Genomic DNA, 19,171 nt, shown 5'->3' on the forward strand with positions numbered 1-19,171 from the left:
CTTTGCGGCCCCAGGGCGGCTGGGTTCCATCGGCCGGCTGGCCCGGCCGGGGGCACAGGTGGGGCCGGTGGCGGCAGTGGGGGTGTTGGAGGCCGCCACTGCCGCCAGCCGCAGCGACGGCAGCAGCAGGGCCGCCGCGGCGCCTCCCAGCACCAGCCGGAGCCGCCAGCGCCGGACCATCAGCCCGCCAGTCCGACGCCGCGGGCCATCAGGGCGGCCATCAGGGGAATGGCGGCGAAGCCCGCCAGCTCAATGTTGAGCACCCAGCGCAGGCGGTTGGCCAGGGCCTCGCTGACTTTGGGCAGCTCCCCCTTGCGCAAGGGGATGGCCCAGAGGATGTAGGTGATGGTGGGGTAGAGGGAGAGGGCGCCCACTGCCAGGTAGGTGCCCACCTTCCACCAGAACAGGGGGTTCTCGGTGTAGAAGCTGGAGCCCTGGCCGAAATAGAGCACCCGCAGGATGCCGCTGAGCAGCACCCCCAGGGCGGCGAGGCCGTAGGTCACGTCCGTGATCACCATCAGGATCGCGTCCTTGCGGTCAGGGTCGGGCCGGATCAGGCGCCGCTCCAGCACCAGGGCCCCGAAGCAGACCATGAAGCTCAGGTAGTGGACATAGGCCACTCCGGCGCTGGAGAGCACCTCGGAGGGGATGGAGAGAAGCCCGGCCATCGGCTGGAGTCAGGTGATCGCCCCGGACGGTAGCGGCTGGCTCCCGCTCACCGGGAACCCTGGGCGGCCCTGGAAAGAGGAAATCAGCACAAATTATGGAAACAACGGACGCTGGAGGGCGTCGTATGTGGAAGCCGCAACGGAACACTGAAGGCTTTCTGTTCGTTTCAGGAACATCCGGAAACAACCCTAGGTTCGACAGAGCGATTCAGATGCTCTATGGCGAGTTCCCTCAGTGCCTTTCTCGGCGAGATTGGCCGCCATCAGCTGCTCACCCCTGAGCAGGAGCTCACGCTCGGGCGGAAAGTGCAGGCGATGGTGAGCCTCAACGAACGTTGCGCCCAGGCCGGTGGCAGCGGCCCTGCCTGCGATTTCGATGATCTCGAGAAGCGCACGTTGCGCACCGGGGAGCGCGCAAAACAGCAAATGGTGACAGCCAACCTGCGGCTCGTCGTCAACCTCGCCAAGCGTTATCAAGGCAAGGGTCTTGATCTCCTGGACCTGATCCAGGAAGGAACCATCGGTCTGACGCGCGCGGTCGAAAAGTTCGACCCCACCCGCGGTCACCGTTTCAGCACCTATGCCTATTGGTGGATTCGCCAGGGCCTCAACCGTGCCCTCTCCACCCAGAGCCGCACGATCCGGATTCCGGTCAACGTCAACGAGAAGCTCACCCGGCTGCGGGCCGCCAAGGCGCGTCACCTCCAGTCCCACGGCTCCTCCCCCAACGCCGCCGAGCTGGCCACCGCCATGGGGCTGCCCGTGGCCGAGGTGGAGGATCTGCTGGGCTGTGAGCTGCGCAGCGTCACCGTGAGCCTGCAGGGGGCCGTGCGCTCCAAGGCCGATCCCTCCGAGCTGGTCGACGTGCTGCCCAGCAACGAGCCGGCGCCGATGGAGCGGGCCGAGCAGGCCGAGCGCACCGAGTCAGTATGGACGCTGCTGGAGAAGTCCAACCTCACCCCCAAGGAACGCACGGTGGTGATGCTGCGCTTCGGGCTCGACGGCAGCCACGAGTGGCGCACCCTGGCCGAGGTGGCCCGTCAGCTGGAGTGCAGCCGCGAGTACTGCCGCCAGGTGGTGCAGCGTGCCCTGCGCAAGCTCCGCAAGACCGGCATCGAGAGCGGCCTGGTCGAGGAGTGAAGGGTGGGGGATCCGCCCCTCGTCCACCCACCTCCAGCGCCCGCAGAATGACGTCACGCCCGTCCTGAGGCGTGTCCCTCCTCCCGAGCAGATCGCCATGGCTGGTGCCCCTTCGGCCACTGCCTTTGCTGACCAGGCCGCCGCTCATCAGAGCGGTGCCGGCCACGACCCCGTTGATGCCGAGGTGCTCGAGAGTTCGGTGGTCGACGAGGCCCTGCTGGTGCGGCTGCTGCGCCGCGCCGGCCGCACCATCGCCCGTCCGGCCTTCGAGTGCCTGGAGCTGCTGCTTGATGGCGGCACGCCGCCCCAGGTGCGCCTGACCGTCCTGGCGGCCCTCACCTACCTGCTGCTGCCCCTCGATGTGATCCCCGATTTCATCCCGGCGGCCGGCTTCAGCGACGACATGGTGGCCCTCACCGCCCTGCTGGGGCTGTGCGGCACCCATCGCACCCCGGCGATCCGCGCCCGGGCCCAGACCCGGCTCGACCGCTGGTTTCCCCTGTCCCGCCGGCAGGGGTAGGGTCCGGCGATGCCCGCCTCCGCCCCCACCCTCAGTCCGGAGCAGCTCGATGAGCTGCAGAGCCTCCTCAAGGACTGGCTGCGCCTCAGTGGCCGCACCCAGTCCGATCTGCGGCGGGCCCTGCGGGCCGGTTCGATCCGCATGCCGGTGCTGATCGACGAACTGCATCGCACCTACTGCCGCGAGGGGGCGGCCGGTCTGGCGGAACGGCTCTGTGCCATCGAAGCCGGTTGGCTCTGCGAGGAGCCCGGCGGCGCTGCGGATTCCGCTGGAGACGATGGCCTGCTCCAGGATTCGATGGGACAGCTCGACCTGCTGCTGCAGGAGATCCGGGCGGACGGCGGGGCCTGAACGGCCTGGCCATCCGTGCTGGCGGGCCAGGCGACCAGCCTCCAGAGTGGGGGCTGAACGATCCTGCGGCCCCTGCCGACGCCCACCGCCATGAACGCCTCCGCCGTCTCCCGCCGCGTCCTTCCCTGGTCCATGGGGGCCGCCGCCGCCCTGGTCAGTGGTCTCTGCTTCTCCCCCGCGGCCCAGGCCCAGGTGGAGTCCTTCATGCTCAAGCGCGGTGGCAATGTGGGCCCGGAAACCCAGATCAAGCCCACCAACTGCGTCACCGGGCCGGACGGCTCCGTCACCTGCGACACGGTGATCGAGAATCCCCCCAGTGACACACCGGCCCAGCCGAACTTCCAGCCCTTCAAGAACTGATGCGACGTCTGCAGCGGATTTTCCAGGACAAGCCCTTCCTCCACCTGATCGACCGGGGTGAGCGCCTGGTGGCCAAGCTCCTGGCCGTGATGCTGTTCCTGGTCCTGGTGGTGGCCGCCCTCAAGTTCTCCGTTGAACTGCTCTTCCAGCTGTTCGATCCCGCCGTGCGCTGGGAGGGGGAGGGGCTCATCGCCGTGCTGGGCGATCTGCTCAACCTGCTGATCGCCATCGAGGTGCTGCAGAACATCACCTCCTACCTGCGCCGCCACGTGGTGCAGATCGAGCTGGTGCTGCTCACGGCGATCACCGCCGTGGCCCGGAAGGTGATCGTGCTGCCTCCGAATGCCGAGAACAAGCCGATGCTGGTGGTGGGCCTGGGGGTGGCCGTGCTGTGCCTGGCGGCCGCCTTCTGGATGGTGCGCCAGGTCAATGAGCGGGAGGCGAATGAGCGGGAGGTCAGGGAACGGGAAGAGCTGGCCAGAAGAGGGCCAGCCAGATCGTTCCAGGCGGCGGGTCACTCGCCAGCAGTCGGTGCCGACGGCCCGCACTGATCAGCAGGGCATCACCGCAGGCGAGGGCATGGGGTTCGGCCTCATCGGCAAACTGCAATGTGGCGCTCCCCTGCAGCAGCACCACCCACTCATCGTCCGCCTGGTCGTACCAGAAGCCCTCGGGGCTGCGGGCGTTGCACGAGTGAATCCGCACCAGCCGCAGCTGGGGGGTCTGCAGCAGCACGGTGGTGACCTCCTCCCCGTCGGCGGGGCAGGGGCTCCGCACCAGGGAGGCCCCGCCATCCGCCGCGTCGGCCGCGGGCCCCTCTTCCGGCGGCGTCTCCCCCCAGCGGCGGCCGATCTCGAAGCCGCGGGAGCGGGCCAGGGCCACCACCTGATGGTGGTCACCGCAGTCCCGCAGGGCCTGGCGCAGGGCGGGGTCGGCCTCGCTCAGGGCCACGAAGGCCTGGAGCTGGCGCACCTTCTCCAGGAACTGCTGCAGCTGGGCTTCGGCCATCGGGCGCAGGACGGGCGTCAGAGCAGATCCTTGCCCATCCGCCAGCGCAGGAACGCCACGCCGCCGAGCGTCACCGTCTCCTCGGCGTCCACCACCCAGCCCCGCCGCTCCAGCAGGGGCCGGGAGAGCTGGCTGGCCTCGGTGCGCAGGCGAGCCACCCCCCGCGAGCGGGCGTGCCCTTCCAGGGCCTCCAGCAGGGCGCTGGCCCGCCCCTGGCGACTCGAGCGGCCCCGGCAGTAGAGCAGGGCGAGCCGGTCGACGGGATCGAGAAGGGCAAATGCCTCGATGATCGTGTCGTCATGGTGGGTGGTGCTCACCAACCCATGGCCGCGTAGCAATGACGACCGGAAGTCATCATTGCGACCGGCCTGTTGTGACCAGGCCTCGATCTGCGACGGGCTGTAGAGGTTCCCGGCCTGGCTGATGACCGCTTCGTGATAAACGGCGATCAGCTGCTGGCAATCATCGGGACGCAGAGGACGGATCGGCAGCATCGAGGCGGTCGTTGTGCATTGATGGTGGCCGCTATCGGCGGAAGGCTGATCGCGCTGGTGTATGTTTTACACCTAACCTCACACCTGCCTCCACCTACATACCATGCTGACTGGATCGGAATTGCTGGCCAAGGTCAAGGAGCTCGGCGATGTCGGCAAGTCCGAGATCGTTCGGGCCTGTGGCTATGTTTCCACCAAGAAGGATGGCGCCGAGCGCCTGAACTTCACCGCCTTCTACGAGGCCCTGCTCGAAGCCAAAGGCGTCGAGTTCGGTGCGGCCGGCAAGGTGGGCAAGGGCGGGCGCAAGCTCAGCTACGTGGCCACGGTGCAGGGCAACGGCAATCTCCTCATCGGCAAGGCCTACACCGCCATGCTGGATCTCAAGCCCGGCGATGAGTTCGAGATCAAGCTGGGCCGCAAGCAGATCCGCCTGATCCCCGCCGGCAGCGCCGACGACGAGGATTGATCATCTGGCGTCGGCTGGTGTCGTTTCTGGTGGCCCTGCTGCTGCTGCTGGCCCTGGTCCTGCCTCCGGCCGCCCTCGGCTTTCCCGGGGCGGCCTTTGCCGTTTCACCACCCCTGTCACCGCCCGTCTCATCACCCTCGTCCGGGTCCCCCGGTCCTGAAGCGGAGGTCCCTCAGGCGGAGGTCATCGATGGCGGCGTGCTCCAGGTGAGCGTTCTCGATGCCGGCAGCTCCCTGTTCGGGGCCCACTGCGCCGGCTGCCACCTCCAGGGGGGCAACATCATCCGCCGTGGCAAGACCCTCAAGCTGGCGGCCCTGGAGCGCAACGGGGTCGCCTCCCCGGACGCCATCGCCGCGATCGCCGCCGGTGGTATCGGCCAGATGGGTGGCTATGCCCAGTCCCTGGGCGAGGGCGGGCCGGAGGCGGTGGCGGCCTGGGTGTGGCAGCAGGCCCTCGACGGCTGGCCCCGGGCCTGATCCCCTGCGGGCTCAGAAGGCCTGGATCCAGGGGTGGATCTCCACGGCGGTCCAGATGCCCTGGCGCCAGTAGATGTCCCCCTTGACCAGGCCTTCCACCGTCTCCTGGTCGTCGGCCTCGTAGAGACCGAACACGAAGCGGGTGTCGGCCGTGGGGCCCAGGGTGACCAGCACGCCCTCCTCCTTCTGGCGCTTCAGTCCGGCCAGGTGCTCCTCCCGAAAGGGGATGCGGCGCTCGAGAACGTCGGCGCAGTAGGTGCCCCAGAGGACGAATTTCATGGGCGAACGGCGGTGGCCGCCGGGTCGAGGTGAACGCTCCTCAGCCTTTCATCCCCCGCGTCCCTCGGCGTTCTTCCGAAACACCAGCAGCCGGTTGTTGGCGGGCATCGACGCATCGGCCTGCAGGTGCAGCCCCAGGCCGGCGGCCTCGCGCTGGATCGCCTCGGCGTCGCGTACCCCCATGGCCGGATCCAGCTGGCGCAGGTGGACGTCGAAGGCTTCGTTGCTGGCGGCGGTGTGGCGCTCGCCGTAGCGGAACGGCCCGTAGATCAGCAGCAGGCCGTCAGCGGCCAGCACCCGGGCGCCACCCGCCAGCAGGTGGGGCACCGCCGCGGCCGGCATGATGTGCAGTGTGTTGGCCGTGAACACGGCCTCGAAGGGGCCCGCGGGCCACTGGGGCTGGGTCACATCCAGCAGCAGCGGCGCCGCCACCTGCGCACCCGGGGCCAGTGCTTCCCCGCCCTCCAGGCTGATGCGTGCGGCCAGGCCGGCCAGGGCCTCCTGCCGCTCGCTCGGCTGCCAGCGGACCCCCGGCAGATGGCGGGCCATGTGGATGGCGTGCTGGCCACTGCCCGAGCCCACCTCCAGCACCCGCGCGCCGGGGGCCAGCCAGCGGCGCAGCAGCGACAGGATCGGCCCCTGGTTGCGCAGGCAGGCGGGCGAGAACGGCAGGGCATCGACGTCCATCGGCCCATCATGGGGGGCAGCTGCCCCATGGCCATGCGTGTTCCAGCCCTGCTCGCCGCCCTGCTGCTGGCCCTGGCCCTGGGCGCCTGCGCCCCTGCCCTCTGAGGCTGGCTCAGAGCGGCTGGTCGAGGGCCGTGCGCAGCTCGGCGACGAAGGCGCCGGCATCGGCAGCCACATCGGCGCCGCTCTGGTGGGCCGCGGCCATACGCCGGACCAGGGCGCTGCCCACGATGGCGCCATCGGCGCCCCAGCGGCGCACCTGGAAGGCCTGCTCACCGGTGGCGATGCCGAAGCCCACCGCCACCGGCGTGGGGCCCAGCTCCCGCAGCCGCCCCACCAGGGGGCCCACCCGGTCTTCCAGGCTGGTGCGCACCCCCGTCACCCCGGTGACGCTCACCAGGTAGGTGAAGCCGCGGCTGGCGGCATGGATGCGGGCCATGCGTTCGGCCGGGGTGTTGGGGGCCACCAGCAGCACCAGATCCAGGCCGTGGCCGGCGGCGATGGCGGAGAGCTTCTGGGCCTCCTCCAGCGGCAGGTCGGGCACCACCAGCCCGGCGGCCCCGGCGGCGGCCGCCTCACGGCAGAAGCTGTCCATTCCCCGGTTGAGCAGGGGGTTGCTGTAGGTGAACAGCACCACCGGCACGTTCAGCCGGCCCCGCAGGGAGGCCAGCATCTCCAGCACCCGGCCGGGCGTGGTGCCGGCGGCCAGGGCGCGACTGGCGGCGGCCTGGATCACCGGGCCGTCGGCGAGGGGATCGCTGTAGGGGATACCCAGCTCGATCAGGTCGGCGCCGGCGGCCTGCAGGGCCAGCAGGCTGGCGGCGGTGACGGAGAGATCGGGATCGCCCGCCATCAGGAAGGGCATCAGGGCGCAGCGCCCCTGGGCCCGCAGGGCGGTGAAGCGTTCCTGGATCAGGGTGGGGGCGGTGCTGGGGCCGGCGGTGGCGGCGACGCTCATCGGGCCGGAGGGCGGGACGGTGTTCCTGAGCCTATGGGGTCGTCCGTGGGCCGCCGGGGGCGCTCACATCTCGGCATCGGCCTGGAGCTGCCCCACCTCGGCCAGCAGCCTGGCCTGCTCCTCGGGGCTCATGGCGTCGAACTTGCGCTGCAGCTCCTCGTCGGTGACGGCGTCGTAGGCGGCCCGGTAGCGGCGCCGCTGCTCCATGTAGGTCATCTTGCCGCCCACCACCCGCAGCAGGTAGCTGGCGGTCCAGCCGAGCACCACCAGCATGAGGAGCGCCGAGGCGGCGATGCCGGGGGAGAAGCCCTCCAGGCCGCTGGAGCGGAACACCCAGTAGCCACCACCCCCGATGGCGAAGACCACCAGGCCCAGCAGGATCGCCTGTGCGCGGGTCACGGCTCAGGCCTCGCCCTGGCCCGCCATGCGCAGGTTGAGGAAGGGGGCGAACAGGATCAGCCCCGGGAAGAACAGGAACACCATTCCGTAGATGGCGGTGCGCTCGATCTTGCCCATCACGTACCAGCGCTTGTGCATCCACCAGTAGAGGGCCAGGGGCACCACCAGCAGGTAGGCGCCGGCCAGGGCCAGGTAGGCGCCGATCACCAGCAGGGTGTCGAGCGGCAGGCTGCTCAGGGCCACCGGGGATGTCGCGAAGTGGGGCGAATCTAGGATCTCCCCGCGGGGGCATGGCGAAACTGGTAGACGCAGCGGACTTAAAATCCGCAGGCCGAAAGGCTGTGGGGGTTCAAGTCCCCCTGCCCCCATGCCTTTGCTTTGGGTCCTGCTGGAGCTGGTGGGACGGCCATTGCTGCATGCCGCCGTCGTGCCCGAGCCCCGTGCTCCCCTGGTGCGGCTGCCCCAGCCACCGGCGGGGCGCTACACGGTGCTGGTGGTGGACTGGGGCCACCACACCGCGATCGTGGCGCAGCAGCCACCCGGCTGGAGGCTCGGTCCACCGGGGGCCGAAGCGGCGCCGTTCCTGGAGTTCGCCTGGGGCGATCGGCGCTACTTCCACGGGGGAGAGCGCGGCCCCCAGGCCCTGGTGTCCGCCCTGTTCCTGCCAACCGACTCGGTGCTCTTCCTCGCCGGCCATCCCGATCCGCCGCGGCTGGTAGGCACGGTCGCCGTCTGGGAGCGGCAGGTGGAGGCCCCCACCCTGCGGGCCCTCCTCACCGCCCTGGAGCGCAGCGCCCGGCGCGACCGCGACGGCGAGCGCCTCTCCGCCCTGCCACGGCGGCCCGGCCAGGGGGGGCGTTTTGTCCCGGCCCATGGCACCTATCTCTGGACCCGCAACTGCAACGGGTGGACCGTGGGGCGGCTCCAGGAGGCCGGCCTCGCCACCGGAGCGACCGGGGTGGTGGTCGCCGCCCAGGTGCCGGGGCGTCTGCTCGGCTTCCGGGCTGTCGCCGACCAGGACAAAAGTTCATCTCCAACTGTGTCTGTGGCTCTCCACACCCGCCGGTTGGTCGGGCTTTCCCGGTGAGCTCACCCGGCCTAGACCGGAGACATCGTGGGATCCCGAAGTTGGTACATGTCGCACCTCTGCTGGCCGCCACCTGCCTGGCGGGTTTTGCCCTGCTGCAGCTGCTGTTCAGCCTTGCGTCTTGATGAGGGGCGTGGGCGGCCTCTGACGCGGGCCCGCGGGTGGAGGTGACGATGGATTCAGCCCTATCTTCCGGTGCCGCTGCCGGTGCCACCGCCGGCCGTTTCGGGATCGTGCTGTTCCCCGGGGTGGAGGAACTCGATGCCGTCGGCCCCTGGGAGATGGCCACGATCTGGGCGCGCCAGCCCGGCGGCCCCAGCCAGTGCCTGCTGATCGGCCAGGAGGAGGCCCCGATCACCTGTGCCAAGGGGATGCTGCTGCTGCCCCACGCCAGCTTCGCCACGGCCCCACCGCTGGATGTGCTGCTGGTGCCGGGGGGCCAGGGCACCCGCACCGAGGTGGCCAACCCCGAGCTGATCGCCTTCATCCGGCGCCAGGCGGCCGGCTGCCGGGCGGTACTCTCCGTCTGCACCGGCTCCTTCCTGCTGCACGCCGCCGGCCTGCTCAGCGGCCGGCGGGCCACCACCCACTGGGCCTCCCTCGATCGCCTGCGGGCCCTCGGCGACGTGGAGGTGGTGGAGGAACGCTTCACCCGAGACGGGGCCATCTGGACGGCGGCGGGCATCTCCTCCGGCATCGATCTCACGCTGCATTTCATTGCGGAAACTGCCGGGGAAGATGTGACGGCAACAGTGCAATTGGAGTCGGAATACTTCCCGGCGACGAGAATTTATGGCGATGCCGCCAGTCGTGGGAAGGGATCATCCTATTTCAGATCATCTTGTTCGGCATCATGAAGCGATGGGATGGGTGTTTCCACTTATCTCGCTGACGATTCCGATCCATTAGGGTCAGGAAAAGAGGAGAGGAAATCCCATGTCCACCTGCGAATTCACCAGCAAATCCACCTACGAATCCACCCTTGAAACGCCTCCCATCGAGGTTGCTGTTCAGCCCCATGCCAACGCCACCGAAGCCCTCCATCTGGTGAAGGAACTGGCGCGTCGCGATCCGCAGTTTGCCGCTGCCCTGAGTGCATCCGATTCGCCGCAGAACGCGGCTGATCTGGCGCAATGTCACGGCATCGATGTCACTGCGGCGGCGCTCTGGCGCCAACGCGGCACCCTGGCCCACGGTGGTGTGCCCACCTGGCGCGGTTGAACCCACCCGGAGCCCGTGAGGGCTCCGGCCATCAGTGTTCCGGCGGTCCCTTGATCTCGACGCTGTTCCCTTCCGGATCCTCCAGGTAGATGGCCGGCCCCACTCCTTCGGCCCCGTAGGTGTGATGCAGGGGGCCGGCCTCGATGCCCTGACGGCTCAGATGGGCCCGCAGGGCGGCTTCGTCAAAGGGTTCGACCCTCAGACAGATGTGGTCGAGGTTGTGCCCCTCCGCCCCCGGCGCCGCCCCTCCCCGGCGACCGAGCTCCCCATCGACCGCCGCCAGATCGATCAGGCCGCTGCCGGCCTTCAGGTGGATCAGGCCCAGGGGTTCATTGCGTCGGACCACGGTGCAGCCGAGCACATCGATGTAGAAGCGCTCCATCCGCTCCAGATCCCTGCAGCGCAGCACCACATGGTCGATGCCGACGATCCTGATGCTGCCCATGGCGTTCTCGATTCTCTGCGCGCAGAAATCGGTCTACGTCATGCCTGCAGGAGCAGCAACTCAGAGCACGGGCTGCCAGGTGACGCTGCGGCCATCGGCGCTGTCCGTGTGTTCGCTGAAGGGCAGCACCTGGTTGCGGCCGGTCTGCTTGGCCCGGTACATGGCATGGTCGGCCCTGGAGATGATCTCGTCGGGGTTTTCGCCCGGCCGCACCATGGTCACCCCGATGCTCAGGGTGATCGAGAGGCTGCCGGCACTGGTGACGATCGGCTCGGCCACGGCCCGGCGGAGCTTTTCGGCGATGGTCACCGCATCGCCCAGCCCCCGCACCCCCTGCAGCACCACCACCATCTCGTCCCCGCCGATGCGGGCGGCCATGTCGCCGCTGCGCAGACCGGTGCGGATCCGGGAGGCCACCGTCCGGAGCAGTTCGTCGCCGGGCACGTGGCCGAAGGTGTCATTGATCTCCTTGAAGTTGTCGAGATCGCAGAACAACACGGCGGTGGCGTCCCCTTTGCGCAGCACCCGGCCGGCAATGGCGGTGATGCGCTCAAGGGCCTCATGGCGGTTCACCAGGCCGGTCAGTTCATCGGTGCAGGCCCGGCGGGCCAGTTCCCGCTCGGCGGCCACCTCCTGGTCCACCGTGCGGAAGGAGCCGACGATGCCGTCGAGCCGGCCCTGGGAATCCCGGTGGGGACTGGCATGCAGCTCCACCCAGCGATGGCTGCGGTCGTGGGACAGGGCCTGCAGCCGGCGCACCACCGTGCCGCCGGCGGCCAGGGTCCGCAGGTCCCGCTCCAGCACCGGATGCTCGTTGGCGGGGATGAAGCGGCTGAGCGGATGGCCGATCCAGTCCTCCGGCAGCCAGCCCAGCATCGAAGTGAGCGAAGGGGAGATCCAGCTGACCAGCCCCTCCTTGATCAGCAGCACCACGTCGCTGGAGTTCTCCGCCAGCAGTCGGTAACGCTGCTCTGAAGTGGCCAGGGCAACCTCCGCCTGCACCATGTCGGTCACGTCGTTGAACTGGGCGATCACGAAGGCCAGGCTGCCGTCGGGCCGGCGGCAGCAGGACACGCTGCAGTCGACCCACAGGGGAGGCCGCTCCCCCTGCAGGATGCGCTTGCGCAGCCGGTAGCAGCGGCGCCGGCCCTCCAGCAGTTCCGCCATCAGCGGGGCTTCGCTGTCCCGGTCCTGCGGCGGTGAGAACGACGGCCAGGTGAGTCCCTCCAGGTCGGCCGGACTCCGATCGAGCAGCCCCCCGCCGGCGGGGTTGATGGACAGCACATGGCCCTCGGCGCCGAGCAGGGCGATGCCGGTGGAGGTGTTCTCCATCGTGAGCCGCAGCCGTTCCTCCGAGGCGGCCAGGGCGGCCTTGGTGCGCTCCTCCGCCAGACGGGCGTCCACTTCGCCCTGGATGTCACGCCAGCTGCCCACCATGCCGGTCACCGCGCCATCGGGCCCATGCACCGGCCGCAGGGCCATGGAGATCCAGCGGCCGTCGCCCTCGGCGGCACGGAAGCGCAGATCGCAGCCGCTGTTCTGCCCCTGCAGAACCTGACCGATGGCCCGATCCAGGCGGGCGCGGTCCGGCTCCAGCACCAGCTCGGCGATGCTCCGCTCCCTGAGGTCGCGGGCGTCGTGGCCCAGCAGCTGCAGCACGGAGGGGGACACCCAGGAAATCCGTCCCTGCCGATCACTGCTGAGGACCACGTCGGGGGCGTTCTCGGCCAGCAGCTGGTAGTGGTCCTTCAGCTCCCGGTTGCTGCGTTCCTTCTCCCGCAGTTCCCGGGACAGGTGCATCGCGACCCAGGCCATCCCGATCAGGCCGGCCAGCCGCAGCAGCAGCTTCACGGTGGTGGCCTGGGGAGAGAAGAGGGACCAGACGATGGTCAGGATGATCGCCAGGCTCGTGAACCAGCCCACCTGGCGGGGCGTGGCGAACAGGGCCGCGAGAACGACGGGGACCCAGTAGTACGGATACAGGCTGATTCCCAGGCGCCTCGACAGAAGCAGATCCACCAGAAAAAGGCCGATCAAGGCCGTAGCCAGGACGACCAACCGTGATCGATAGTGACGTTGGAGAGGAACCAAATTGTGGTGACTGACGAATGAAGCTGACAATCACGGAGCCGCCAATCCCACCGGTCTGTCGGTGGTTGCAGGCCTCAGCGGCTGAGGCCTTCCGCCTGGGTCTCGGCGCTGTTCTGGTGCCCCTTGAGGTGCTTCTCACAGGCCAGGGTTGCCGATGCGAACAGCAGGGCCATGCCCAACATCGCCGCCTGAAGCTGGACCTGTCGCAGGAGGGGGGTCATGGCCCGGGCGTCCACATCAAGAATGATTATAGGTAAGCCTCCCGAGCCTGCCGCACTCCTGGCGGCGGCCGTGCAGCGAACGCGCAGCTGACCAACCCTGCAGCGGTGGCTAGCAAGAGGACGTGGGAGACCCAAGGCATGACCCGCTCCGCCGCCACAGCCGCCCCGACCGCCGCCGCCGCGGGCGACGACGATCCGCGCATCGCCCAGGTGGTCCGTCGCCACGGGGCCCGTGCCGATGCCCTGATCGAGGTGCTGCACCAGGTGCAGGAGATCCACGGCTATCTCTCGCCGGAGTCCCTGCGGGTGGTGGCCGTCGCCATGCGGCTGCCCCTGAGCCGCGTCCACGGCGTGGCCAGCTTCTACCACCTGTTCCGTCTGGAGCCCCCCACCGCCCACCGGTGCGCCATCTGCCTGGGCACCGCCTGCTACGTGAAGGGTGGCGGGCAGGTGGCGGCCCGCATCGAGCAGCGTCTCGGGGTGCGCCTCGATGACCCGGCCGGGGACGGCGTCTGGGCCCTGCAGCACGTGAGCTGCCTGGGGGCCTGCGGCCAGGCGCCGGTGCTGGTGGTGGACGGGGAGCTGGTGACCCGGCTGCCAGTGGACCAGCCCGAGGAACTGGACGCCCGGCTGGAGGCCGCCGGCGTGCCTCAGCGCACCACCACCTGATTGGCCCCCAGATCCCTGGATTGGTTCAGGGCCAGCTCCACCCGCGAGAGCATGGCCTGACCGCTGGTGTCGGTGGCCGCCAGCAGGCTGACCCCCGCGTTCATGGCCAGCCCGGGGGAGGGCCCGTGTCCCACCGGCAGGGCCGTTTCGTTCACGACCCTGCGGATCTGTTCCGCCGTGGTCCGGGCCGTTTCCAGCGGCTGATCCCACAGCAGCACCAGGAATTCACTGCCTCCGATGCGGAACAGTTCGTCGTTGGCGTGCAGCAGGTGCCTGACGCTGGCGATCAGCCGCTGCAGGACCTCATCACCGGTCTTTCGGCCAAGCACGGTGTTGATCGGCCGCAGACCCTGCACCGCGAAGGCCAGGCAGGAAAGGGGCACGGTGCAGTCGGCGGCCCGTTGGCTGATCAGCTTCAGGCTGCGTTCCAGCTCGGAGCGGTTTCTGGCCCCGGTGAGCAGATCGGTGCTTGAGAGCCGTCGCAGTTGCTCGCTGCTCTGCCGGAAGCGCTCGCCCATGGCAGCAAGATCCTGGCTCAGCCGCGCTTCCCTGCGCAGGTGCTCGTGGAGACGGCCTATCAGGCCCTGCACTTCGGCGATGACGCTGCCGTCACCACCACCCCCCACAGTCTCGGCAGCGCTGGCGAGGCCGGGGGGCTCGTGGCTGACTTCCGGCACCGAGGCGCGCAGCCGCCGCATCTGCCCCTCCACCAGGCCGGCCATCAACTCGCTGAGCAGGACCCCCAGCAGCATCAGCCACAACGAGGTGGTGAGCAGGGTGGTGCTCTGGGCCTGCAGCTTCAGCACCACCGGTCCGGCGGGCTGCACCACCTGCACCAGATGGCGGCCGGAGGTCAGGGTGGTGCTCCAGTAGCCCTGGATCCACAGCTTGAGGGCGGGGCGCGGGCCACTGGGCACCAGGATCTGCAGCCCATCGGGCTGAATCCACCGCTGCGGGGCCGGCACGAAGTGGTTCTCCAGGCGGAGGAACAGTCCCGGGTTGGAGCTGATCCGTTGCCCCTCGGCGTCGATGAGCAGGAACGCCGTCGCACCGGGGCTGGCGGGCAGTCCCCGGGTGGGCTCCCCGAGCTGGCTGGGGGTGATCCGGGCCGCGGCGTCAGCGACGGTCCGCAGGTTGTCGAGCACCCCCTCCTGGGCCGACCCCTGCAGCAGGTTGCCCGACAGGAAGGTGAGGGCCAGGGACGGCAACGTGAAGGCCGCCAGCACGACGGAGAAGACGAGGCCCCGCAGGGGCAGCAGTCCCTGGCCCCTGCGGTTGTGCCACACCTTCAGCAGCACGAACAGGAGAAAGGCCACCACCGTGTTGGCCAGGCCGTTCACGGCCTGCTTGGCGGCCGTCACGGCCACGTTCGCCGGATCGATCTGCAGCACGACGCCGTAGAAGAAGAACACCATCGGCGCGCCGACCAGGAGCCAGAAGGCGATCTCGGCCAGGATGATTCGACCCTTGAGGTCGTTCTCCGGCGGACCGTTGAGACGATTGAGGAACACCGCCTGCCACAGGGCTTCGGCGCTGAAGATCACGATGGCCCAGGGATGGCCCCAGAGCTTCCAGGTGTAGACGCTCGCCAGCAGGGCGACCGCCACGTTCCACCAGCCGCGCCGCCACAGCAGGATCAGGGTGGGAACGGTGGATCCCAGCAGGATCTGAATGCCGAAGAACAGCGGCAGCGCACACACATTGCCGAGCACCGCCAGCCCGGCCAGCAGGGCCAGCAGACCCCCCTGGCGCACGGTCTTCGTGGGGCGGGGGGCTCTCATGGTCGGGGGACCGTCGCCGGCTCGGCGCCCGCCACCGGGCCGACGGCCGCGCCCCGGCGGAGCAGGTTCTCGAAGTCAGCGGCGGCCAGGGGGCGGCTGAACAGGTAGCCCTGGAAGGCCGGGCAGCCGCAGCGGACCAGGAACTCCAGCTCCTCGGGACGTTCCACCCCCTCCGCCAGGACGTCCACCCCCAGACCCTTCGCCATGGCCAGGGTGGCGCGCACGATCGACTGGGAGGTGGGGTTGGTGTCGACCCCATCCACAAAGGATCGGTCGATCTTGAGCTTGTGGATCGGGAATCGGTGGATGGTGCTCAGGGAGGAGAAACCGGTGCCGAAATCGTCGATCGCCAGTTCCACCCCCATGGTGTTCAAGCCGAGCAGCTGCTCCCGGGTGCCGAGGGCCGGCATCAGGCAGCTTTCGGTGATCTCCAGCTCCAGCCGGGCCACCTCCAGCCCCGTGCGGCTCAGGCAGGCCTGCACCAGTTGCGGCACGGTCTGGTGGGAATCCTGGAACTGGCGGGTGGAGAGGTTCACGGCCAGCCGGCCGGGGTCCAGACCAGCCTGCACCCACAGCTGCCACTGACGGCAGGCCTCCTCCAGCACCCACTCGCCGATCCGGTGAATGAGGTCGCTGGCTTCGGCGATGGGCAGGAACTCCAGGGGGGAGACCGAACCGAACTTCGGGCTGCGCCAGCGCAGCAGGGCTTCGGCCCCCAGCAACGCCCCCTGGCCATCCACCTGGGGCTGGTAGTGAAGCTGAAGCTGGTCCGCGTCCACCGCCCGCTGCAGGTGGGCTTCGATCGCCAGACGGTGGCGGCTCCGGACCGTCATCTCGGCCGCGTACCGCAGCACCGCCTGGGGCCCCTGGCGTCTGGCCTGGGCGAGGGCCGTGGCGGCGAACTGCAGCAGGGTTTCCGGCTCCCTGGCGTCCTGGGGGAAGCAGCTCACCCCCGCCCAGGCTGACAAGGCCAGATCCACCCCCTCGGAAGCCGTCGGATCCGTCAAGGCGGCCATGAGGGCGCTGGCCGTCTGCAGGGCCGTGGCGTCGGCCGGCTCCAGCGCGTGCACGATCAGGAACTCGCTCCGGCCGACCTGGGCCAGGACGTCCGCAGGTCCCACGAAGTGGCCCAGCCGATCGACGGCGATCTGTACGAACCGATCCCCCTTGGCCGGGCCGAAGCTTTCCTCGATGCGCTTGATGCCGTCCAGTTCGATCCAGATCACCAGCAGCGGCTGGTCCTGCTGGCACAGCTGACCGAGCCGCAGTTCGGCCATCTGCAGGTTGGGCAGGCGGGTGAGGGGGTCATGGAACCCGAGATACTCCAGCTGCCGGTCCTTCTCCCGCAGGACGGTCAGATCGGCCAGGGCGGCGATGTAGTGGCTGGGTGCCCCGGAGCCGTCCCGCACCACGCCCATCCGAATCCAGGCCGGATAGACCTCACCGGTCCGGCGGCGGTTCCAGATCTCCCCCTCCCAGTGGCCGCTGGCGAGCAGCTGCTCCCACAGCGCGGCATAGAACCCCTTCGACTGATAGCCGGAGCCCATGATGCGCGGGTTGCGGCCGACCAGCTCCTCCTCCGGGTAGCCGGTGATCCTGACGTAGGCCTCGTTGCAGCAGAGGATCGCCCCGTCGCCGCCGGTGACCACGATCCCCTCCTGGATCAGGGAGCAGGCCCGGCGATGCAGGCCAAGCCAGTGGAGGCTCTCCTCCAGCTGGCTGCGCAGCTCCCCCAGGCGGCGGCCCTCCTGTTCGGCCCGTCGGTGCCGGCGCAGCAGCTCCCGGGTCAGCAGGGCGGCCAGCACGCTGGTCGTCAGACCCAGCAGCAGCCCGGCCCACCAGGTGGGCAGCCGGGACGTGGGGCCATGGACGGGGTGCACCAGCAGCAGCCAGCGCTGGCCTCCGATGTCGAGGCTGTGGGCGTGGGCGTGGGGCAGGATGCCGGCCGCAGGCAGGTTGCGGGAGTCGTAGAGGAGCTGGGCCGGTTCGGCGCGATCGCCGAGGTACAGCTGCAGGTCCACGGGCTGGTCGAGCCGGATCAGCGGGTGGTTCAGGGCCGACCGCATCACATCCCGAAGCGGCAGGGTGGCGAAGGCCCAGCGCGTCGCCGGTGGCGACCCCGCGATGGCCGTGCCGGGGTTGCCGCCGAAGGGCAGGATCTGCACCAGGAAGGCTGGCTCCCCCGGCCGGGAACGGCCTGGCCGGAGCCATCCCTCGGGGGGGGCGGGGGCCTGCCCGGGCTCCTTGCCGGCGCCGCGCACCCACGACCAGAGATCCGTCCCCAGCAGGGTGCGGCTGCCGGGGTCCATCGGTGCGATCAGCCCGATCTGGGCCCGCCCGGAGGCGGCCGTCGCAAAGCCCAGGGTGCTGATGCCCTCCAGGGTGCGGCCATCGCTCTCCAGGGATGCGACAAATCGCTGCAGCTCCCCGAGGGTCACCTCCTGGGACGCCATCTGCAGGCCGACGAGACCCCGCAGCACCGATTCGGTGCCCGCCAGTTTCCGATGCAGGGCGGCAACGACGAGATCGGCGGCGGGTTGCTCCCAGCGGCCGTGTCCATGGCTGCTCTGCTGGATGCTGCTCCAGGTGAGCAGGCCGGTGGCGAAGACCCCGACGGCCAGCACGGCAGCCACCGGCGAGCTCCACTCCCGGGGTTGGCGCTCATCTGGCGGCGGAGAGGGCAGCAGGGGGGGAAGTCGGCGGCGGGGCCGGGCGGGGTGGAAACCGTTCGCTCTGACCTCCATAATACTTTTTTCATATTTCTGGCCCACCCATGGGGGCTGTCGCTGGCTTCGCCGACCCTCCGGGGAGGCGCCGGACGGGCTGGCGTCACCGCAACGGCGCGCTGACGGGTCTGGTCGTCCTGCTGCTGGCGCTGCTGATCGGCTGCTGGCGCCAGCCGCCCCGGCTCGTGCTGGCGATGAACCCCTGGCCGGGCTACGCCTATTTCGCCCTGGCCCAGGGCCGGCAGCTCTACGACCCGCGACGACTCAGCCTGGACGTCCGCAACTTCGTGGACAATGACCGCGCCGTCCAGGCCTACATCGCGGGGACGGCCCAGGTGATCGCCACCACCGCGATCGATGTGGTCACCATCTGCGGGTTGGCACCGGAGCGCTGTCCGGTGATCGTCTTCGTCGTCGATGAATCCCGCGGTGGCGATCAGGTGCTGGCTCGCCAGGACGTCCGGGATCTCAAGGGCCTGGTCGGCCGGCCGATCGCCCTTGATCGCAGCAGCCTTTCCCGCTACCTGCTGGCCCGGGCCTTCGCCTCCCAGGGGTTGCCCCCACCGGTGCCGTCCCAGCTCAGGTTCCTGCCCGCCGCTGTGTGGGAGTCGGCCCTCCGGCAAGGGACGGTGGCGGCGGTGGTGAGCTACCCGCCCCGCAGCGAAACGCTGCGGAGTGCCCTGGCCCTGAACACGCTGTTCACCAGCCGGCAACTTCCCAACGAGATCCTGGATGTGCTCGCGGTCGAACCCGAGCTCCTGCGCCTGCACCCTGATGCCGTGCTGGCCCTCCTGCAGGGCTGGCGGGCGGCGCGGGAGGAGGAAAGGGAACGGCAGGTCGGCGCCCGCCAGGGCATGGCCGACTACCTCGGCCTCGGGCCCGGTGCCGGAACCGCTGTGCTGGAGGGGATCCGCTTTCCCGGGCCCCAGGAGCAGTACGAGCTGCTCGACCCGCGCCAGAACAACCTGACCCCGCTGCTGGAGCAGATCCGCCAGGTGCTCGACGCCAATGGCGTCATCCCGGCCAACACCCCCCTGCCCACCACGGTGGATACCATCGCCCGGAGCCTCGCCAAGGGCCGGTGAGCGGCGCTCCGGCCATTTCCTGGCTACCAGAAGGAGAGG

Annotated in this window: 26 protein-coding genes and 1 tRNA gene; 13 read left to right on the forward strand and 14 right to left on the reverse strand. The window is 69.6% G+C overall.

Translation table 11 applies throughout. The features are described 5' to 3' along the window. Positions 1–180: hypothetical protein (locus KBY81_RS10270; protein WP_254976424.1), on the reverse strand; the 180-nt coding region annotated here is incomplete at its 3' end. Then, positions 180–668 carry a DUF2214 family protein gene (locus tag KBY81_RS10275; RefSeq protein ID WP_094584798.1) on the reverse strand — a complete coding sequence of 163 codons (489 nt, stop codon included), beginning with the start codon at positions 666–668 and terminating at the stop codon, positions 180–182. The genes KBY81_RS10270 and KBY81_RS10275, both read right to left, overlap by 1 nt. 219 nt (positions 669–887) lie before the next feature. Between KBY81_RS10275 and KBY81_RS10280 the strand changes: the two genes are divergently transcribed. The 5 genes from KBY81_RS10280 to KBY81_RS10300 all read left to right on the forward strand — a co-directional run bounded on the left by KBY81_RS10280 (position 888) and on the right by KBY81_RS10300 (position 3,590). Beyond that, positions 888–1,808 carry a sigma-70 family RNA polymerase sigma factor gene (locus KBY81_RS10280; RefSeq protein WP_254976425.1) on the forward strand — a complete coding sequence of 307 codons (921 nt, stop codon included), beginning with the start codon at positions 888–890 and terminating at the stop codon, positions 1,806–1,808. A gap of 97 nt (positions 1,809–1,905) precedes the next feature. Beyond that, positions 1,906–2,328, forward strand: coding sequence for a YkvA family protein (locus KBY81_RS10285; protein ID WP_181280129.1), 423 nt, complete (start codon positions 1,906–1,908; stop codon positions 2,326–2,328). Positions 2,329–2,337: 9 nt separating this feature from the next. Beyond that, complete coding sequence (locus KBY81_RS10290; RefSeq protein ID WP_106221510.1) at positions 2,338–2,679, forward strand: hypothetical protein; 342 nt, start codon at positions 2,338–2,340, stop codon at positions 2,677–2,679. A 90-nt stretch (positions 2,680–2,769) separates the two neighbouring features. Further along, on the forward strand, positions 2,770–3,039 hold the full coding sequence (locus KBY81_RS10295; RefSeq protein ID WP_254970617.1) for a hypothetical protein: 270 nt from the start codon (positions 2,770–2,772) through the stop codon (positions 3,037–3,039). Beyond that, entirely contained in the window at positions 3,039–3,590 is a 552-nt protein-coding gene (locus KBY81_RS10300; RefSeq protein WP_254976426.1) for a phosphate-starvation-inducible PsiE family protein, read from the forward strand. The genes KBY81_RS10295 and KBY81_RS10300 overlap by 1 nt, the downstream gene beginning before the upstream one ends. Here KBY81_RS10300 and KBY81_RS10305 read toward each other — a convergent pair. Further along, positions 3,496–4,047, reverse strand: coding sequence for a Nif11 domain/cupin domain-containing protein (locus tag KBY81_RS10305; RefSeq protein ID WP_254976427.1), 552 nt, complete (start codon positions 4,045–4,047; stop codon positions 3,496–3,498). The two genes, KBY81_RS10300 and KBY81_RS10305, sit on opposite strands and share 95 nt — an antisense overlap. A gap of 17 nt (positions 4,048–4,064) precedes the next feature. After that, positions 4,065–4,541 (reverse strand): GNAT family N-acetyltransferase, encoded by a 477-nt coding sequence (locus tag KBY81_RS10310; RefSeq protein WP_106221502.1) that lies wholly within the window; start codon positions 4,539–4,541, stop codon positions 4,065–4,067. A gap of 103 nt (positions 4,542–4,644) precedes the next feature. Here KBY81_RS10310 and KBY81_RS10315 point away from each other — a divergent pair, with 103 nt between their 5' ends. Together KBY81_RS10315 and KBY81_RS16635 are read left to right on the forward strand one after the other, a co-directional pair. Then, positions 4,645–5,007, forward strand: a complete 363-nt coding sequence (locus KBY81_RS10315; RefSeq protein WP_015110844.1) for an AbrB family transcriptional regulator — start codon at positions 4,645–4,647, stop codon at positions 5,005–5,007. Further along, entirely contained in the window at positions 5,004–5,483 is a 480-nt protein-coding gene (locus tag KBY81_RS16635; RefSeq protein ID WP_315858514.1) for a c-type cytochrome, read from the forward strand. The genes KBY81_RS10315 and KBY81_RS16635 overlap by 4 nt, the downstream gene beginning before the upstream one ends. Positions 5,484–5,495: 12 nt before the next feature. Here the strand turns inward: KBY81_RS16635 and KBY81_RS10325 are convergent, their stop codons facing one another. The 5 genes from KBY81_RS10325 to KBY81_RS10345 form a co-directional block, all read right to left on the reverse strand. Then, on the reverse strand, positions 5,496–5,762 hold the full coding sequence (locus KBY81_RS10325; RefSeq protein ID WP_254976428.1) for a YciI family protein: 267 nt from the start codon (positions 5,760–5,762) through the stop codon (positions 5,496–5,498). Between the two features lie 48 nt (positions 5,763–5,810). Beyond that, positions 5,811–6,449 (reverse strand): DUF938 domain-containing protein, encoded by a 639-nt coding sequence (locus KBY81_RS10330; protein ID WP_254976429.1) that lies wholly within the window; start codon positions 6,447–6,449, stop codon positions 5,811–5,813. Positions 6,450–6,561: 112 nt separating this feature from the next. Continuing rightward, positions 6,562–7,407, reverse strand: coding sequence for a tryptophan synthase subunit alpha (gene trpA, locus KBY81_RS10335; protein ID WP_254970627.1), 846 nt, complete (start codon positions 7,405–7,407; stop codon positions 6,562–6,564). Positions 7,408–7,470: 63 nt separating this feature from the next. Next, the gene (locus KBY81_RS10340; protein ID WP_106221495.1) at positions 7,471–7,806 is read right to left on the reverse strand and encodes a DUF3007 family protein; all 336 of its coding nucleotides are present in this window, start codon (positions 7,804–7,806) and stop codon (positions 7,471–7,473) included. A gap of 3 nt (positions 7,807–7,809) precedes the next feature. Next, positions 7,810–8,049: an NAD(P)H-quinone oxidoreductase subunit L gene (locus KBY81_RS10345; protein WP_216915774.1), complete on the reverse strand. Its 240-nt coding sequence runs from the start codon at positions 8,047–8,049 to the stop codon at positions 7,810–7,812. 41 nt (positions 8,050–8,090) lie between these two features. On the opposite strand from KBY81_RS10345, the gene KBY81_RS10350 reads away from it, so the two are divergent. The 4 genes from KBY81_RS10350 to KBY81_RS10365 all read left to right on the forward strand — a co-directional run bounded on the left by KBY81_RS10350 (position 8,091) and on the right by KBY81_RS10365 (position 10,114). Then, positions 8,091–8,174, forward strand: a tRNA-Leu gene (locus tag KBY81_RS10350). Next, positions 8,174–8,893, forward strand: coding sequence for a DUF2459 domain-containing protein (locus tag KBY81_RS10355; RefSeq protein WP_254976430.1), 720 nt, complete (start codon positions 8,174–8,176; stop codon positions 8,891–8,893). The genes KBY81_RS10350 and KBY81_RS10355 overlap by 1 nt, the downstream gene beginning before the upstream one ends. Before the next feature lie 173 nt (positions 8,894–9,066). Then, a complete protein-coding gene (locus tag KBY81_RS10360) occupies positions 9,067–9,750 on the forward strand; it encodes a DJ-1/PfpI family protein (protein WP_254976442.1) in 684 nt (227 codons plus the stop codon). Positions 9,751–9,829: 79 nt separating this feature from the next. Further along, the gene (locus KBY81_RS10365; protein WP_106221489.1) at positions 9,830–10,114 is read left to right on the forward strand and encodes a hypothetical protein; all 285 of its coding nucleotides are present in this window, start codon (positions 9,830–9,832) and stop codon (positions 10,112–10,114) included. Between the two features lie 31 nt (positions 10,115–10,145). On the opposite strand, the gene KBY81_RS10370 is transcribed toward KBY81_RS10365, so the two are convergent. The 3 genes from KBY81_RS10370 to KBY81_RS10380 all read right to left on the reverse strand — a co-directional run bounded on the left by KBY81_RS10370 (position 10,146) and on the right by KBY81_RS10380 (position 12,871). After that, the gene (locus tag KBY81_RS10370; RefSeq protein WP_254976431.1) at positions 10,146–10,559 is read right to left on the reverse strand and encodes a VOC family protein; all 414 of its coding nucleotides are present in this window, start codon (positions 10,557–10,559) and stop codon (positions 10,146–10,148) included. A 60-nt stretch (positions 10,560–10,619) separates the two neighbouring features. Further along, complete coding sequence (locus tag KBY81_RS10375) at positions 10,620–12,596, reverse strand: bifunctional diguanylate cyclase/phosphodiesterase (RefSeq protein WP_254976432.1); 1,977 nt, start codon at positions 12,594–12,596, stop codon at positions 10,620–10,622. Between the two features lie 128 nt (positions 12,597–12,724). Beyond that, entirely contained in the window at positions 12,725–12,871 is a 147-nt protein-coding gene (locus KBY81_RS10380; protein WP_181280128.1) for a hypothetical protein, read from the reverse strand. Positions 12,872–13,009: 138 nt separating this feature from the next. Between KBY81_RS10380 and KBY81_RS10385 the strand changes: the two genes are divergently transcribed. Beyond that, the gene (locus tag KBY81_RS10385) at positions 13,010–13,540 is read left to right on the forward strand and encodes an NAD(P)H-dependent oxidoreductase subunit E (RefSeq protein ID WP_219904248.1); all 531 of its coding nucleotides are present in this window, start codon (positions 13,010–13,012) and stop codon (positions 13,538–13,540) included. Here KBY81_RS10385 and KBY81_RS10390 read toward each other — a convergent pair. Further along, positions 13,522–15,321, reverse strand: a complete 1,800-nt coding sequence (locus KBY81_RS10390; protein ID WP_254976433.1) for a GGDEF domain-containing protein — start codon at positions 15,319–15,321, stop codon at positions 13,522–13,524. The genes KBY81_RS10385 and KBY81_RS10390 overlap by 19 nt on opposite strands. Further along, positions 15,318–17,945, reverse strand: a complete 2,628-nt coding sequence (locus KBY81_RS10395; protein WP_254976434.1) for a bifunctional diguanylate cyclase/phosphodiesterase — start codon at positions 17,943–17,945, stop codon at positions 15,318–15,320. Before KBY81_RS10395 ends, KBY81_RS10390 begins: the two co-directional genes overlap by 4 nt. 149 nt (positions 17,946–18,094) lie before the next feature. Here KBY81_RS10395 and KBY81_RS10400 point away from each other — a divergent pair, with 149 nt between their 5' ends. Next, complete coding sequence (locus KBY81_RS10400; RefSeq protein ID WP_254976435.1) at positions 18,095–19,132, forward strand: hypothetical protein; 1,038 nt, start codon at positions 18,095–18,097, stop codon at positions 19,130–19,132. Positions 19,133–19,171: the final 39 nt, after the last annotated feature.

Source organism: Cyanobium sp. Lug-B (assembly GCF_024345635.1).
Lineage (GTDB): Bacteria > Cyanobacteriota > Cyanobacteriia > PCC-6307 > Cyanobiaceae > Cyanobium > Cyanobium minutissimum.

Excerpts from the sequence above, each read along its gene's own strand:
- KBY81_RS10385 (WP_219904248.1), top strand. The coding sequence starts at position 13,010 with ATGACCCGCTCCGCCGCCACAGCCGCCCCGACCGCCGCCGCCGCGGGC.
- KBY81_RS10370 (WP_254976431.1), bottom strand. The coding sequence starts at position 10,559 with ATGGGCAGCATCAGGATCGTCGGCATCGACCATGTGGTGCTGCGCTGC.
- KBY81_RS10325 (WP_254976428.1), bottom strand. The coding sequence starts at position 5,762 with ATGAAATTCGTCCTCTGGGGCACCTACTGCGCCGACGTTCTCGAGCGC.
- KBY81_RS10290 (WP_106221510.1), top strand. The coding sequence starts at position 2,338 with ATGCCCGCCTCCGCCCCCACCCTCAGTCCGGAGCAGCTCGATGAGCTG.
- trpA (WP_254970627.1), bottom strand. The coding sequence starts at position 7,407 with ATGAGCGTCGCCGCCACCGCCGGCCCCAGCACCGCCCCCACCCTGATC.
- KBY81_RS10300 (WP_254976426.1), top strand. The coding sequence starts at position 3,039 with ATGCGACGTCTGCAGCGGATTTTCCAGGACAAGCCCTTCCTCCACCTG.
- KBY81_RS10400 (WP_254976435.1), top strand. The coding sequence starts at position 18,095 with ATGGGGGCTGTCGCTGGCTTCGCCGACCCTCCGGGGAGGCGCCGGACG.
- KBY81_RS10295 (WP_254970617.1), top strand. The coding sequence starts at position 2,770 with ATGAACGCCTCCGCCGTCTCCCGCCGCGTCCTTCCCTGGTCCATGGGG.
- KBY81_RS10365 (WP_106221489.1), top strand. The coding sequence starts at position 9,830 with ATGTCCACCTGCGAATTCACCAGCAAATCCACCTACGAATCCACCCTT.
- KBY81_RS10285 (WP_181280129.1), top strand. The coding sequence starts at position 1,906 with ATGGCTGGTGCCCCTTCGGCCACTGCCTTTGCTGACCAGGCCGCCGCT.
- KBY81_RS10390 (WP_254976433.1), bottom strand. The coding sequence starts at position 15,321 with ATGAGAGCCCCCCGCCCCACGAAGACCGTGCGCCAGGGGGGTCTGCTG.
- KBY81_RS10275 (WP_094584798.1), bottom strand. The coding sequence starts at position 668 with ATGGCCGGGCTTCTCTCCATCCCCTCCGAGGTGCTCTCCAGCGCCGGA.
- KBY81_RS10330 (WP_254976429.1), bottom strand. The coding sequence starts at position 6,449 with ATGGACGTCGATGCCCTGCCGTTCTCGCCCGCCTGCCTGCGCAACCAG.
- KBY81_RS10355 (WP_254976430.1), top strand. The coding sequence starts at position 8,174 with ATGCCTTTGCTTTGGGTCCTGCTGGAGCTGGTGGGACGGCCATTGCTG.
- KBY81_RS10380 (WP_181280128.1), bottom strand. The coding sequence starts at position 12,871 with ATGACCCCCCTCCTGCGACAGGTCCAGCTTCAGGCGGCGATGTTGGGC.
- KBY81_RS10315 (WP_015110844.1), top strand. The coding sequence starts at position 4,645 with ATGCTGACTGGATCGGAATTGCTGGCCAAGGTCAAGGAGCTCGGCGAT.
- KBY81_RS10305 (WP_254976427.1), bottom strand. The coding sequence starts at position 4,047 with ATGGCCGAAGCCCAGCTGCAGCAGTTCCTGGAGAAGGTGCGCCAGCTC.
- KBY81_RS10310 (WP_106221502.1), bottom strand. The coding sequence starts at position 4,541 with ATGCTGCCGATCCGTCCTCTGCGTCCCGATGATTGCCAGCAGCTGATC.
- KBY81_RS10360 (WP_254976442.1), top strand. The coding sequence starts at position 9,067 with ATGGATTCAGCCCTATCTTCCGGTGCCGCTGCCGGTGCCACCGCCGGC.
- KBY81_RS10280 (WP_254976425.1), top strand. The coding sequence starts at position 888 with ATGGCGAGTTCCCTCAGTGCCTTTCTCGGCGAGATTGGCCGCCATCAG.